At 32.5% G+C, this 15,043-nt stretch carries 12 protein-coding genes; all 12 read left to right on the top strand.

Annotated elements, in window-relative coordinates:
- Nucleotides 1-28: 28 nt before the first annotated feature.
- The 12 genes from RF683_RS06585 to RF683_RS06530 all read left to right on the top strand — a co-directional run bounded on the left by RF683_RS06585 (nt 29) and on the right by RF683_RS06530 (nt 15,043).
- A complete protein-coding gene (locus RF683_RS06585) occupies nt 29-547 on the top strand; it encodes a DUF6913 domain-containing protein (RefSeq protein ID WP_309531544.1) in 519 nt (172 codons plus the stop codon).
- A 2-nt stretch (nt 548-549) separates the two neighbouring features.
- Nucleotides 550-1,428 carry a 4-hydroxy-tetrahydrodipicolinate synthase gene (gene dapA / locus RF683_RS06580; protein ID WP_309531543.1) on the top strand — a complete coding sequence of 293 codons (879 nt, stop codon included), beginning with the start codon at nt 550-552 and terminating at the stop codon, nt 1,426-1,428.
- Between the two features lie 89 nt (nt 1,429-1,517).
- On the top strand, nt 1,518-2,324 hold the full coding sequence (locus tag RF683_RS06575) for an outer membrane protein assembly factor BamD (RefSeq protein ID WP_309531542.1): 807 nt from the start codon (nt 1,518-1,520) through the stop codon (nt 2,322-2,324).
- Between the two features lie 8 nt (nt 2,325-2,332).
- Complete coding sequence (locus RF683_RS06570) at nt 2,333-2,647, top strand: DNA-directed RNA polymerase subunit omega (RefSeq protein ID WP_298660612.1); 315 nt, start codon at nt 2,333-2,335, stop codon at nt 2,645-2,647.
- Between the two features lie 15 nt (nt 2,648-2,662).
- Entirely contained in the window at nt 2,663-3,883 is a 1,221-nt protein-coding gene (gene coaBC / locus RF683_RS06565; protein WP_309531541.1) for a bifunctional phosphopantothenoylcysteine decarboxylase/phosphopantothenate--cysteine ligase CoaBC, read from the top strand.
- A complete protein-coding gene (gene porD / locus RF683_RS06560; RefSeq protein WP_309531540.1) occupies nt 3,873-4,757 on the top strand; it encodes a type IX secretion system protein PorD in 885 nt (294 codons plus the stop codon). Before coaBC ends, porD begins: the two co-directional genes overlap by 11 nt.
- A gap of 3 nt (nt 4,758-4,760) precedes the next feature.
- Nucleotides 4,761-6,413: a DNA repair protein RecN gene (gene recN / locus RF683_RS06555; RefSeq protein ID WP_309531539.1), complete on the top strand. Its 1,653-nt coding sequence runs from the start codon at nt 4,761-4,763 to the stop codon at nt 6,411-6,413.
- A gap of 45 nt (nt 6,414-6,458) precedes the next feature.
- The gene (gene fabV / locus RF683_RS06550; protein ID WP_309531538.1) at nt 6,459-7,646 is read left to right on the top strand and encodes an enoyl-ACP reductase FabV; all 1,188 of its coding nucleotides are present in this window, start codon (nt 6,459-6,461) and stop codon (nt 7,644-7,646) included.
- Between the two features lie 140 nt (nt 7,647-7,786).
- Entirely contained in the window at nt 7,787-11,722 is a 3,936-nt protein-coding gene (locus RF683_RS06545; RefSeq protein ID WP_309531537.1) for a fibronectin type III domain-containing protein, read from the top strand.
- A gap of 81 nt (nt 11,723-11,803) precedes the next feature.
- A complete protein-coding gene (locus RF683_RS06540) occupies nt 11,804-12,799 on the top strand; it encodes a glycosyltransferase family 2 protein (protein ID WP_309531536.1) in 996 nt (331 codons plus the stop codon).
- 1 nt (nt 12,800) lies between these two features.
- Nucleotides 12,801-13,400, top strand: a complete 600-nt coding sequence (coaE, locus tag RF683_RS06535; protein WP_309531535.1) for a dephospho-CoA kinase — start codon at nt 12,801-12,803, stop codon at nt 13,398-13,400.
- 59 nt (nt 13,401-13,459) lie between these two features.
- On the top strand, nt 13,460-15,043 hold the full coding sequence (locus RF683_RS06530; protein ID WP_309531534.1) for a sensor histidine kinase: 1,584 nt from the start codon (nt 13,460-13,462) through the stop codon (nt 15,041-15,043).

Below are 15,043 nucleotides of genomic sequence, written 5' to 3'. Positions count from 1 at the left end.
TAAATTTGTATAAGGAAGTAAAAATACAATGTTTTCAAGAATTATTAAAAACTTTTTTCTAAAAAGAAAAATTTATAAAAAAATAGAGTCATTTACCTTACCTCATTCGGATTCTAAAATAGCATCGATTGGGTTACTAGTTGATGAATCTTACTTCCTTTATACAGCCCAATTGATTGAAGAAATTTGTGCTTTTGGATTTCAACCAAGTCAAATAGAATTGCTTTGTTTTGTAGATAAAAAAAAGAAAGGAAGTGCTGAAAATAAATTGTATTTTACTTACAAAGACATAGCATGGTCAGGTACTGTGAAAAATGCAGAAGTACTAAATTTTACAGCCAAATCGTTTGATTTGTTAATTAGTTATTATGATATTGAAAAAGCCCCATTATTGGCAGTTTCTTTTCTTTCAAAAGCCAAATTTAAAATAGGTTTTCAAACCATACATAAAAAAGTAAATCATTTAGTAGTAAATGAATTTGCAGAAAATTACAAAACATTTATTTCGGAAGTGTTCAAATATTTAAAAATAATAAATAAAATCTAAAAATGCAATCATTAATAGGAACAGGTGTGGCATTAGTAACACCATTTAAAAAAGATTTTTCTGTTGATACAGAAGCCTTAACCAGAATTGTAGATTATGTCATTGATGGCGGTGTAGAATACTTAGTGGTTTTAGGTACAACTGCAGAATCGGCGACATTAAGTTCGGAAGAAAAAGAGCTTGTAATAGCTACTATCTCCGCAGCAAATAAAAACCGAGTACCTATTGTGTTAGGAGTAGGAGGGAATAATACCCACAAGGTAGTGGAAGAATTGAAAACTAGAGATTTCACAGGTTTTTCTGCTATTTTATCTGTTTCGCCTTATTATAATAAGCCCACACAAGAAGGAATTTATCAGCATTTTAAAGCAGTTGCAGAAGCTTCTCCACTTCCTGTTATATTATATAATGTTCCAGGTAGAACCTCTAGTAATATGTTACCTTCAACTGTAATTAGATTAGCAAATGATTTTAAAAATGTAATTGCGATTAAAGAAGCTGCTGGCGATATTGTTCAAGCTATGAAATTGATTCAACATAAACCAGAAGGATTTTTAGTGATTTCAGGTGATGATATGGTTACGTTACCTATGGTATTAGCAGGTGGAGCAGGTGTTATTTCTGTTATTGGCGAAGGGTTTCCAAAAGAATTTTCCGAAATGGTTCGATTAGGATTAAATAGAAAAGTAGAAGAAGCGTATCAATTGCATTATAAATTAGCAGATGCTATTGATATGATTTTTGAACAAGGAAATCCAGGAGGAATTAAAGAAGTCTTTAAACATCTTGGTTTGTCAGAAAACACAGTTCGTTTGCCGTTAGTTAATGTAGATGAAAATCTATCAAATAGAATAGGTGATTTTATTAAAAAACTGAATTAAAAAAATCTTTTTGAAATCCATAAAAATATAGCTACCTTTGCGGTTGCTTATTTATCTATGGGTTAGATAGGTAAAAATGTAAAACATTTATGAGTAAATATATCTATATCTTTTTCAGCATAATGGTTTTGGCTTCATGTAGCGAATACCAAAAAGCACTTAAATCAGAAGACGTTGAGTTTAAAAACAACGTATTTCTAAAGTTATATGAAAAAAAAAAATATACTAAGGCAATACGATTGTTTGACATGTATGCAACAGCTATGCGTGCCAATCCAAAAGCAGAAGAGGTATTTTATAAATATTCAAAAGCTTTATATTTGAATAAAGAATATTACTCTGCAGGGTATCAGTTTGAAAGTTTTGCAGCAAATTACCCTCGTAGTATACATACACCCGAAGCTGCTTTTTTGAGTGCAGAATGCTATTCAAGATTGTCGCCTATGTATAGTTTAGATCAAGTGGATACCTATAAAGCATTAGACAAACTTCAAGCATTTGTAGATAAATATCCAAACTCTGAATTTTTACCACAGGCTAATGCTTTAGTGAAAACAATGAATGAAAAGTTAGAGTTGAAAGCATTTGAAATCGCAAAACAATATTATACAACTGGAGAATATTTTCACAATTATAATACAGCAATTAAAGCACTTGATAATTTTATTTTAGATTATCCAGGAACAAAATTTAAAGAAGATGCTTTGTTTTATAAATTTGGTTCAGCGTATCAAATAGCTATTTTATCTGTTCCTGCAAAAAAACAAGAACGATTAAATGATGCTAAAGAATTATATACTAATTTAGTTAAATTTAAACCAGATACTAAATTTTTAGCTGAAGCTACTAAAATGGCAGAAACATTAGATAGAGAATTAAAACAATATACAAATTAATCATTATCATGGATTTAAAGAAAACCAATGCCCCTGTAAACACAATTACATATAATAAAAGTGTAATCGAAGAACCAACAGGAAATGTGTATGAAGCCATTACAATTATGGCTAGAAGAGCAAATCAAATTAATTCTGAAATTAAAAAAGAATTATTAGATAAATTAGACGAATTTGCTACGTATAATGATAGTTTAGAAGAGATTTTTGAAAATAAAGAACAAATTGAAGTTTCTAAATTTTATGAAAAATTACCTAAACCTCACGCTTTAGCCGTGCAAGAATGGTTAGACGGTAAAACATACTACAAGAATTCTAAATAACTAAAATACAGTTTGATGTCTGTTTTAAGTGGTAAAAAAATCTTACTGGGTGTTTCTGGTGGAATTGCTGCTTATAAAACGGCCACATTAGTCAGACTATTCATAAAAGCAGGTGCTCAAGTACAAGTTGTAATGACACCTGCTTCTAAAGATTTTGTTACACCACTTACCCTAGCAACATTATCTAAAAATCCAGTTTATTCTTCTTTCTATAACGAACCTGATGATACAAATGCAGAAGGGGTATGGAATAATCATGTAGAATTAGCACTTTGGGCAGACATGATAGTTATAGCACCAGCAACAGCTAATACGCTTTCAAAAATGGCTTCAGGAACGTGTGATAATTTAGTATTAGCAACGTATCTTTCTGCAAAATGCCCTGTTTATTTTGCGCCAGCCATGGATTTAGATATGTATAAACATTCAAGTACACTTGCAAATTTTACCACCTTGCAATCATTTGGTAATATCATGATTCCAGCAGAAACTGGAGAATTAGCAAGTGGTTTACAGGGTGAAGGTAGAATGGCAGAACCCGAAAACATTATTTCATTTCTTGAAAAAGATTTAGAAAGTAAGTTGCCACTAAAAGGAAAAAAAATTATGGTAACTGCTGGTCCAACCTACGAAGCTATTGATCCCGTTCGTTTTATAGGAAACCACGCTAGTGGAAAAATGGGCTTTGATATAGCGCTTAAAGCAGCAGAAAAAGGGGCAGAAGTAGTCTTGATTACAGGTCCTACACATCTTTGTTTGAAGCATACCAATGTAGAAATTGTTTCGGTTGTTTCAGCAGATGAAATGTACGAGGCTTGTTTTGCTAATTATGATGCGGTTGATGCTGTTATTGCTGCGGCCGCTGTAGCGGATTACAAGCCAAAAAAAATGGCAACACATAAAATAAAAAAGAGTGAAGATACGTTTTCTATTGAATTAGAAAAAAACAAAGATATTTTGTTATCTTTAGGTCAAAATAAAAAAAGTCAGTTTTTAATAGGTTTTGCGTTAGAAACGGAAAATGAAATTGAAAATGCCAAAGCTAAAATTCTCAAAAAGAAGTTAGATTATATTGTGCTTAATTCATTAAATGATAAAGGTGCGGGCTTTGGAACACCAACAAATAAAGTTACTTTTATAGATAAAGAGTTTAATTGTTTTGAACAGGAATTAAAATCTAAAGAATTAGTAGCTGAAGATATAGTCAACTTAATTGTGAAAAAATATGAAGTTTAGATTGTTTTTGATATGCTTATTTTTAGTTTGTATAAGTCAAGCACAAGAATTAAGATGTACGGCTACGCTTAATTATGATAAAGTAACCAATGTTAATCCACAAATTTTTAAAACATTAGAAAAGCAAATAAGTGATTTTTTAAACAACACTAAGTTTACAGAAAAAGAATTCAAAAATAATGAACGCATTAATTGTGCTTTTTTCTTCATTATCAATTCATTTGATAGTAATAATTTTAATGCAACATTACAAGTAAATTCTTCACGTCCAGTGCATAATGCAACCTACACTACACCTGTTTTAAATTTGAATGATAAAGACGTTCAATTTAAATATGTAGAGTTTGAAAATTTTATATATGATCAAAATGCATTTACGTCAAATTTAGTCTCTATATTGTCATTTTATGCCCATGTAATTATTGGTGCAGATGCAGATACGTTTGCTAGTAAAGGTGGAACAGAGGCCTATGAAAAAGCACTTACGGTTTCAAATATGGCACAATCTAGTGGATATGCTGGTTGGGTGCAAACGGGAAAAAATCCAACTAGATATAATCTTATTTCTGATTTAATGTCACCTACTTTCGACCCTTATAGAGAAACCATGTATGCTTATCATATTAAAGGTTTAGATATCATGGCAGGGAATGTTAAAGCAGGAAAATTAGGTATAAGCAGCGCTATTGATACATTGCTACAGCTACATAAAGTACGTCCTAATTCCTTATTAGCTCGAACTTTTTTTGATGCAAAAACAGATGAAATAGTTACTATTTTTGGTGGAGGTCCTCCAGTTGATACGTCAAAACTAATAGATGCCTTACAAACTATCTCGCCGTTAAATTCATCTAAATGGAATAAAATAAAGTAAGCTATGTTGTTGTCTTTATCTGTTCAAAATTATGCCCTTATTGAGCATTTAGAAATTGATTTTTCTGCTAATTTTTCTACTATTACAGGAGAAACAGGGGCGGGTAAGTCAATATTATTAGGTGCACTCGGTTTAATTATGGGAAATAGAGCCGATTTGTCTGCTTTGAAAGATAAAGAAAAAAAATGCATTGTTGAAGCTACCTTTAAAATTGAGGCTTACAACTTACAGCAACTTTTTGCTGATAATGATTTAGATTATGAAGCTACAACCATTATCAGAAGAGAAATTTTACCTTCTGGTAAATCAAGGGCTTTTGTTAATGACACCCCTACTAATTTAGCTGAATTACAATTGTTAACAGCCTATTTAATTGATATTCATTCACAGCATGATACCAAAGAATTAGAACAACAAGAGTATCAGTTGTCTATTTTAGATGCTATGGGCAACAATGTAGAAGTATTAAAAGAGTATACAGCACAGTTGTCAACTTATAAATCATTAGTCAAGCAACTAGAAATCTTAAAAGAAGAACAACGCCAAAGTAGTAAAGAAGAGGAATATAATATATTCTTGTTACAAGAATTAGAAGCTGCTAATCTAAAAAATGACGAACAAGAAATTTTAGAAGAAGAGCTAGAAACTCTTAATAATGTTGAAGTAATACATGAAAATTTAGCCAAAACAATAGCATTGAGTCAGGAAGAGCAAATAGGTTTTTTAAACACATTAAAAGAATCAAAAAATGCGTTACAAAAAATTGCTTCTTTCTCCTCAAAATACGAAGAATTAGTAGCACGTATACAATCGGTAATTATAGAATTAGAAGACGTTTCAGATTTATGTGCCGAATATGTAGAAAAAGTTATTTTTGATCCTGAGCGAATGAATTGGTTAACTTCTCGTTTACAACTTATTTACGATTTGCAAAAAAAACATTACGTGCAAACAGTAAGTGAATTGTTAGAAATTCAAGCGAGTTTAACCATAAAAGTAGGTCGTGTTACTGGTTTAGGAGACGAAATACAAGCGTTGTCTGAAAAAATAGAATCGCAAGAAAAACAAGTAATTAATTTAGCTACTATTCTTTCGAATAATCGTGCTAAAGCGATTCCTGATTTTAGTTCAAAAGCCGAAGTGATATTAAAGGAGTTGGGAATACCAAACGCTGCATTTCAAATAAATTTAATACCTTCAATATCTTTTTTAACTAGTGGAAAAGATGAATTGCAACTTCTTTTTTCTGCTAATAAAGGATCAAATTTTGGAACGCTGAAAAAAGTAGCATCTGGAGGAGAAATGTCGCGTATTATGTTAGCGATTAAATCTATTCTTGCTGATTTTACGCAGTTACCTACTATCGTTTTTGATGAAATTGATACGGGTGTCTCGGGTGAAATCGCTTTAAAAATGGCAGAAATAATGAAACAGATGAGTCAAAAACGACAAGTGTTCGCTATTACGCATTTGCCTCAAATTGCGGCTAAAGGAAATCAACATTACAAAGTTTCTAAATTTATTCAAGGTGAAACGACCTTGTCAAAAATTGAAAAATTAGCATCTGAAGCGCGTATTCATGAACTCGCTGAAATGTTGGCAGGAAAAAATTATACAGAATCAGCCATTACACATGCAAAAACATTATTAAATTAATTTGTATTTTTGCATACATCCTATAACAAAATAAAAATAAAAATTATGATTATTGAACCTAGAATGCGTGGATTTATATGTTTGACAGCTCATCCTGAAGGTTGTGCGCAAAACGTAAAAAATCAAATAGAATATGTAAAATCAAAAGGTAAAATTAACGGAGCAAAAAACGTATTAGTAATAGGTGCTTCAACAGGATTTGGTTTAGCCTCAAGAATAACAAGTGCTTTTGGTTGTGATGCGGCAACAATTGGTGTGTTTTTTGAAAAAGGCCCTGCTGAAGGAAAAACAGCTTCTCCGGGTTGGTATAATTCTGCTGCATTTGAAAAAGAGGCTGCTCAAGCAGGATTATATGCCAAAAGTATCAATGGAGACGCATTTTCTAATGAAGTGAAGCAACAAACCATTGATTTGATTAAACAAGATTTAGGTCAGGTAGATTTGGTTATTTATAGTTTAGCTTCACCCGTGCGTTTACATCCTACAACAGGCGTATTGCACCGTTCTACTTTAAAACCAATTGGAGCAAAATTTACAAATAAAACAGTTGATTTTCATACAGGTATAGTCTCAGAAGTTTCCATTGAACCTGCTGTACAAGAGGACATTGACAATACCGTAGTGGTTATGGGGGGAGAAGATTGGGCGATGTGGATGAATGATTTAAAAGAGGCAGGTGTTCTAGCGCAGGGAGCAATGACTGTTGCTTATTCGTATATAGGGCCAGAAGTAACCGAGCCGGTTTATAGAAAAGGGACTATAGGAAGAGCTAAAGATCATTTAGAAGCTACGGCTTTTGAAATAACAGATGCTTTAACATCAATTGGAGGTAAAGCCTTTGTTTCTGTAAATAAAGCGTTAGTTACACAAGCAAGTTCTGCTATACCGGTTATACCATTATACATTTCATTGTTGTATAAAATAATGAAAGAAGAAGGGATACATGAAGGGTGTATTGAACAAATGCAGCGTTTGTATGCGGATAGATTATATAATGAACAAAATATTCCTACAGACGAACAAGGCAGAATTCGAATTGATGATTGGGAAATGCGTGCAGATGTTCAAGAAAAAGTAGCTGCATTTTGGAAACAAGCTACTACAGAAAATCTTTCTGAAATAGGAGATTTAGAAGGTTACAAGCAAGATTTTTTAAATTTATTTGGATTTGGTTTTACAGGTGTTGATTACTTAAAAGATACAAATGAAATGGTACTCGTGCCAAGTATTTAATTAATAGAAATAATATTTTAAAATACCCGACATAGTTCGGGTGTTTTTTTTATTTTTTATAACATTTTTATGTGTATTATGAAAAAGTTATTGATTTTTTATTTATATTAGCATTTGTTTAACTAATTAACATATAAATAATGAAAAAAATTACGTTTTTGTTTTTTGCATTAATTACATTTTTACAGCTCTCTGCTCAAACAGGGACGGTTGTAGTTGGGGTTAATGACGGAACACCTAATGGGACTACTGAGTATCCATGCCCTTTACAAGACTATTACAAAACGGGACGCGCTCAGTTTTTGTATACAGCTGCGGAATTATCTTCAGCGGGGTTAGTTGCTGGTAATATTACTGAAATTGGTTGGGTAGTAACTTCAATAGGTACTGCTGGACTTCAAGAAGGATATAGTATATCTATGAAATCAACCACTGCAACAGCATTAACTACAACCTTTGAAACCGGAGCTACTTTAGTTTATGGTCCAACGGATTATACGCCAAGTGCGACAGGAAATGTTGTATTTACCTTAACTACTCCATTTGTTTGGGATGGTACTTCAAATATTATTATTGAAGTTTGTGCAGGAAATGCATCTGGAGCCTACACAGAAAATGTTCAATGTGCTAATTCTACATTAACTTATAATGGTTCGGCATATTATAGAAGTGATACAGCTACAGCACCTTGTACTACTGCAACAATACCAACATTTGAAGGGGGAGTATCAACATCTCGTCCAATGTTAGTTGCCACAGGCTCAACAGCAAGTTGTTTAGCGCCGTTAAATATTGTAAGTGCAAATGTTACGGCTTTTAGTGCTGATGTTTCTTGGGACGCTTCTTCGTCAGGGTCAACAATTGGTTATGAATATGTAGTGTCAACTTCTAATGTTGCTCCTACAGGAGCAGGAACTGCAACAACAAATATTTTTGCTAGCTTGTCTAATTTATTACCTATCACACAATATTATATTTTTGTGAGAACTAATTGTGGTTCAGGTCAGTATAGTTCATGGAATGGACCATTTACTTTTACTACAGCTTGTGCGCCAATTACTACTTTTCCTGTTTTAGAACCTTTTAACACGTTTTTACCAAATACATGTTGGATAAAAGGAGATAATGGAGACTTAACAGCTGGACCTGCTACCACAGGATCAAATAGTTGGTTTGCAGATGGTTTTGGCAATGTAGGAACTACAGGAGCAATTACATATAATATTTGGTTGGCTTCAGCAAATGATTGGATAATCTCACCTGAATATACAATCCCAGCATCTGGATATGAATTAAAATTCGATGCTGCAGCTACTAATTATGGTGCTACTACAGCGGTTACAAACTGGGAAAGTGATGACTTTGTAGAAGTTTTAGTTAGTTCAACAGGAACTACAAATTGGACTGTTTTATATACTTATGGCGATTCAAATGTTCCTGGACCAACAGCCACGCCTAACATAATAGATCTTGATGCTTATGCAGGACAAACAGTTCGTTTTGCCTATAGAGTAGTTGAAGGGTCAAATGATGGAGCTGCAGATTTACAGTTTTTTGTGGACAATTTTCAAATTAGGTTAACACCATCTTGTATTGAACCATTAAATATAGTTTCATCATCTATTACATCGACAGGTGCTGCTATTTCATGGGATGCTACAAATCCAGTACCAGCTTCGGGTTATGAATATGTTGTTTCTACCACAAATACAACCCCTACAGTTGCAGGAACAGCAACTACAAATATTTATGCTTCATTGACAGGGTTAACACCTGCCACTACCTATTATGTTTTTGTTAGAGCAAATTGCGGTTCAAACTCATATAGTCCATGGTCAGCATCAGCTACATTCACAACCGCTTGCGCATCAGTTACTAGTTTTATACAAAATTTTGATACAGTAACTACACCAGCTTTCCCGGTTTGTTGGGAAAAAGTAGGGACAGGTGGTACTGCAAATACTCAGTCTTCAAGTTCAAATTCTTCACCTAATACATTATATATGTATGCTTTTTCAACAACTAGTTTAGCTGTTGTTAAAATGCAACCTGTTTCAAATTTAGGTGCTGGAACACATAGATTGAAATTTAAAATGAGAGCTAATTTTACAGTTGGAGGAATTGTAGAGTTCGGATATTTAACAAATCCAATGGATGCTACTACTTTTGTATCATTAACTACTATGACAGCTTCATCATTAACGTATCAGAATTTCATGTATGCACCGCCTGCGGGTTCTTATTCAGATTATCCTGCATTCAGACATACTGGTAGTCCTGGAAATAGTTTATTAATTGACGATGTGGTGTGGGAAGCTATACCAACTTGTGTTGAGCCATCGGCATTAGTATATGCTAATATAACTTCTTCAGGAGTTGATGTTTCTTGGACAGCACCGACTACAGCACCTGCAAATGGTTACCAATATGTAGTGTCAACAACCGCTACTGCGCCAACTGCTTCAGGTACTTCTGTTTCTAATCCTTATGTTAGTGTTACAGGCTTAACACCATCAACAACTTATTATATTTATGTAAGAGCAATTTGTACAGTTAATCCAACAGATGCTAGTCCTTGGATTGGACCTGTTTCATTTATGACTGCATGTGTACCTGTAACTTCATTGCCATGGACAGAAGGATTTGAAGGACTAACAACTGTTGGTACAACAAATTTCCCTTCGTGTTGGTTTAAAGAAAATGGAGATTGGTCATCACAAAACACCAATGGAACTTGGAGTACATCTAATACAGGGACAAATTATATTAGAGATTCATGGACTGCTACAAACGAATACATGTGGACACCAGGTTTCCAATTAACAGCAGGAACATCGTATGATTTTTCGTCTTATGTTCAAGGAGACAATGGTAATTCATGGGTTGTTGATTATTTTGTGAATACAAATCAAGTTTCTACTGGAGCTACTCAATTAGGTGCGTCTTATAATGTACCAGGTGATAATTCAACCTATAGCGCTCAGGCCTACAATAAAATTACACGTTCATTTGTTCCTTCAACTACAGGGACATATTATTTTGCAGTACGTGTTAATGAGCCAACAGGTGGTCCTTGGTATGTTTCATTTGATGATTTTGAATTAAAATTATCACCAGCGTGTCCAACTCCTAATGCTTCGGTTTCGGGTATAACTGATACTACTGCTACTATTTCATGGACAGCAGTACCAAGTGCAGCTGTTGGATACGAGTATGTGTTAAATACTACCGCTACAGATCCAACGAGTTCAGGTACTTCACTTACCACTACATCTTATGCTGCTACTGGATTAACACAAACTACAACATACTATTTTCATATTCGTTCAGTATGTAGTACTGGAACTTACAGTACATGGTCAACAGTTACTTTTACCACTGTAGCTACTCCTCCAGTAAATGATAATTGTGCTACGGCCGTGGCCCTTACACCTGGTGTAGCTTTTGCTACCAATCCAGTTGTTGGTACAAATGTAGGAGCTACTGCTTCTGCAGGTGTATCTGTTCCAACGTGTGATACTCTTTATACGGGTGGAGATGTTTGGTACTCTGTAGTTGTACCAGCAACAGGTAGTATTACTATTGAAACAAATAGTAATACAGGAAGTAATATTACTGATACAGTATTATCAGTTTATTCTGGAACTTGTGGTTCATTAACTCAAATCGGTTGTGATGATGATGCAAGTACAGATGGAAACTTCTCTATGGTTACTTTAACTTCAGCAAATAATATTATAGCAGGTCAAACATTATATGTAAGAGTTTGGGAATATGGAAATAATGCTTTCGGTACTTTTAAAGTTTCGGCTTATGATGCTGCTTTATCAAATGATACATTTGACACATCAAGCTTCGTAGCTTATCCAAACCCTGTAAAAGATGTGTTAAATTTGTCTTACACATCAACAATTAGTAATGTTAAAGTAGTTAACCTTTTAGGTCAACAAGTAATCAATAAAACTACTAATGATAAAGATGTTCAAGTGAATATGTCTGATTTAGCAGCGGGTGCTTACATTGTAAACATTACTGTTGAAGATACAATTCATACTATAAAAGTAATTAAACAATAAGGTTTAATACAACTTCTAGTTTAAAAGTCCCGAGTAATCGGGACTTTTTTGTTTTATTACGTATCTTTGCAAAAAAACAAAATGTATTTTTCTTTAATTATTCCAGTATACAATAGACCTGATGAAATTGATGAGTTATTACAAAGTTTAACCATTCAGGAGTATACAAAAGACTATGAAATCGTTATTATTGAAGATGGTTCAACAATTGATTGTAAAACTATTGTTGAAAAATATACATCTTTAACAATTTCATACCATTATAAAACAAATTCAGGTCCAGGTGACTCACGTAATTATGGAATGAAAGTGGCTAAAGGGGAGTATTTTATTATTTTAGATTCAGATTGTATTATTCCAAGTACATATTTGGCTGAAGTAGAAAAAGCATTAACAAACGAATATGTTGATTGTTTTGGAGGGCCTGATAGCGCCTTAGCTAGTTTTTCGTCTATTCAAAAAGCAATTAATTTTACGATGACTTCTTTTTTAACTACAGGAGGAATTAGAGGAGGAAGTGAAAAGTTAACTCAATTTCAACCGCGAAGTTTTAATATGGGTTTATCTAAAAAGGCCTTTGAGGCTTCTCAAGGTTTTGGGAATATTCATCCTGGAGAAGATCCTGATTTATCTATAAGATTATGGAAATTAGGGTTTAAAACAAAATTAATTACATCTGCTTTTGTATACCATAAACGTCGTATAGATTGGAATAAATTTTACATACAAGTTACAAAATTTGGATTAGCAAGACCTATTTTAAATAAATGGTACCCCGAATATGCTAAATTTACGTTTTGGTTTCCGTCTTTATTTTTATTAGGTTTTTGTTTATCATTAGTTCTGTTAGTAGTATCTTTTCCATATCTACTTATTTGTTATATAAGTTACTTTTTTAGTTTAGGCGTAGTTTCTAGTGTTCAAAATAGAAGTATAAAAATAGGAAGTTATTCCATAGTAGCGGCTAGTATTCAGTTTTTTGGCTATGGAAAAGGTTTTTTGCAGTCTTATTACGCGATACAACTAAGAAATAAAATCCCTCAAAAGGCATTTCCTAAACTGTTTTTTAAAAACTAATATGACTAAGGTAATTGGACTTACTGGAGGAATTGGTAGTGGAAAATCTACTGCAGTACGTTTTTTTGAGAAACACGGCATCCCAGTATATATTGCTGACGAAGCAGCTAAAAAAATTATGCAGCAAGAAAACGTTATTAACGAAATTCAAGCCCTTTTTAGCCAAAATATTAAGTTACCAACAGGTCAACTTGATAGAAAATTAATTAGTCAATTGGTTTTTGATAACCCCATTAAATTAAAAGAGTTAAATGCGATTGTCCATCCCATAGTGCGTGAGCATTTTAATCAATGGCTTCAGCATCATTCTCAATTTCCTTTTATCATTAAGGAAGTTGCAATATTGTTTGAAACTAAAGGGCATTTACAATGTGAAGCTACGATTCTCATAAAGGCATCATTAGAAAATAGAATTTCTAGAGTAATGAAGAGAGACAATAAGTCAAAGGATGAAGTACTGCAAATTATCCAAAATCAACTGCCTGAAGAAGAAAAAGAAAAATTAGCAACTTATGTGATTTCTAATGATAATTTGGATAAAATGCATGAAGAGCTTGAAATACTTCTTCAAAATTTTAAAAACCGCTATAAATTAACATAAATGTTAATGTTTGGTTAATCTTCTGATTGCTTACATATTACATTGTAAATTTGTAATGAATGAATAAAACAAGGTTTAGGATATTAGTTTTTTTAATGAGTATTTCCATGATTGGAATTATTTTAGTTCAGTTATATTGGATTAATAGCTCATTTATAAAAAACGACGAACAGTTTAAACATCACACCCAACAAGTTCTTAATAATGTTGCAAAAAAGCTTGATGATAAAGAAGTTATTGATTTTTATAAGCGTTATTTTCAAATTACTGATAGTTTAGGTAGAGCGCCAAAAAGAGAACAATTGCGCAAGATTTATTTTTACGATAAGGATACTAAAACAAACGAGACATTAATTTATTCTAATACAATTCTCCCACAAGATTTTGGCGTAAATGGTGCTTTTTTTAATAAAAATGCATATCCTATTGGAATTAAAAATTATATTTCAAATCGTAAAACGCAAATTTATAAAGGTAATTCATTAGAAGGAAATACTATTAAACTAGAAGCGAAGCCAAATGTTACTATTGAAAAATCGGGCAATTTAGAAATTTTAGATCGTGTACAATTTTATGTTGCCTTTAGAGATATTGTTTCCCAAAGACCTATACACAGAAGAATTTCGCCTAAATTAATTAATAGTATTTTAAATTTTGAATTACATAAGGCTGAAATTAAAACACCGTATGAGTTTGCTATTTATAGTAATGGATTAGCCACAAAAATTAAATCAGAAGAGTTTAGGTATGATAAATGTACCACGTATGGCATGCCAATATTAATGGATGCAGACGGAAATACAAAGTATCAACTGTTGGTGCGTTTTCCGAATAAAACAAATTATGTTTTTTCTGAGTTAATGCCCATGACAATATTGTCACTATTATTCACGTTAATTATTATTATAACCTATTCTAGTGCCCTAAAACAGTTAATTACACAAAAACAAATCTCTGAAATCAAAACAGATTTCATCAATAATATGACGCATGAGTTTAAAACACCTATTGCTACTATAAATTTAGCTTTAGATGCTATTAAAAATCCTAAAATCATTGATGATAAAGAAAAAGTACAAAAGTATCTTCAAATGATTAAAGATGAAAATAAACGCATGCATGCACAAGTTGAAAATGTATTGCGCATTTCAAAATTAGAACGAAATGAGTTAGAAATAAAGAAAGAACCACATCAAATAAATGATTTTATACAAGAAGCTATTGATCATGTGAGTTTGATTTTAGAAGATAGGGGAGGAGAAGTTCAAACGCATTTTAATGCAACAAGAAATACAGTACTACTAAATGACGTTCATTTTACAAATGTTTTGGTTAATATCCTAGATAATGCTATGAAATATTCGATGGAAAAACCTGTCATCACTATTTCTACAGAAAACATTAAAGATTTTGTAGTTATTAAAATACAAGACAATGGAATTGGTATGTCTAAGGCAGCTCAGAAAAAAGTTTTTGAAAAGTTTTTTAGAGAGCATACTGGTGATTTACACAATGTTAAGGGGCATGGTTTAGGTTTAGCTTATGTAAAACAAATTGTCGATGATCATAATGGCCAGGTTTTTGTAGAGAGTGAGAAAGGAAAAGGAAGTACGTTTATTATAAAATTGCCCTTAATAAATTAA

This window comes from Flavobacterium sp. 20NA77.7 (genome assembly GCF_031326205.1).
Taxonomy (GTDB): Bacteria; Bacteroidota; Bacteroidia; order Flavobacteriales; family Flavobacteriaceae; genus Flavobacterium; species Flavobacterium nakdongensis.
The sequence above is the reverse complement of the archived record's forward strand: the minus strand, read 5'-3'. Positions and strand labels throughout refer to the sequence as shown.

Bases quoted from the DNA above. Each gene is read 5' to 3' on its own strand.
- RF683_RS06585 (WP_309531544.1), top strand. From the start codon at position 29: ATGTTTTCAAGAATTATTAAAAACTTTTTTCTAAAAAGAAAAATTTAT.
- dapA (WP_309531543.1), top strand. From the start codon at position 550: ATGCAATCATTAATAGGAACAGGTGTGGCATTAGTAACACCATTTAAA.
- RF683_RS06575 (WP_309531542.1), top strand. From the start codon at position 1,518: ATGAGTAAATATATCTATATCTTTTTCAGCATAATGGTTTTGGCTTCA.
- RF683_RS06570 (WP_298660612.1), top strand. From the start codon at position 2,333: ATGGATTTAAAGAAAACCAATGCCCCTGTAAACACAATTACATATAAT.
- coaBC (WP_309531541.1), top strand. From the start codon at position 2,663: ATGTCTGTTTTAAGTGGTAAAAAAATCTTACTGGGTGTTTCTGGTGGA.
- porD (WP_309531540.1), top strand. From the start codon at position 3,873: ATGAAGTTTAGATTGTTTTTGATATGCTTATTTTTAGTTTGTATAAGT.
- recN (WP_309531539.1), top strand. From the start codon at position 4,761: ATGTTGTTGTCTTTATCTGTTCAAAATTATGCCCTTATTGAGCATTTA.
- fabV (WP_309531538.1), top strand. From the start codon at position 6,459: ATGATTATTGAACCTAGAATGCGTGGATTTATATGTTTGACAGCTCAT.
- RF683_RS06545 (WP_309531537.1), top strand. From the start codon at position 7,787: ATGAAAAAAATTACGTTTTTGTTTTTTGCATTAATTACATTTTTACAG.
- RF683_RS06540 (WP_309531536.1), top strand. From the start codon at position 11,804: ATGTATTTTTCTTTAATTATTCCAGTATACAATAGACCTGATGAAATT.
- coaE (WP_309531535.1), top strand. From the start codon at position 12,801: ATGACTAAGGTAATTGGACTTACTGGAGGAATTGGTAGTGGAAAATCT.
- RF683_RS06530 (WP_309531534.1), top strand. From the start codon at position 13,460: ATGAATAAAACAAGGTTTAGGATATTAGTTTTTTTAATGAGTATTTCC.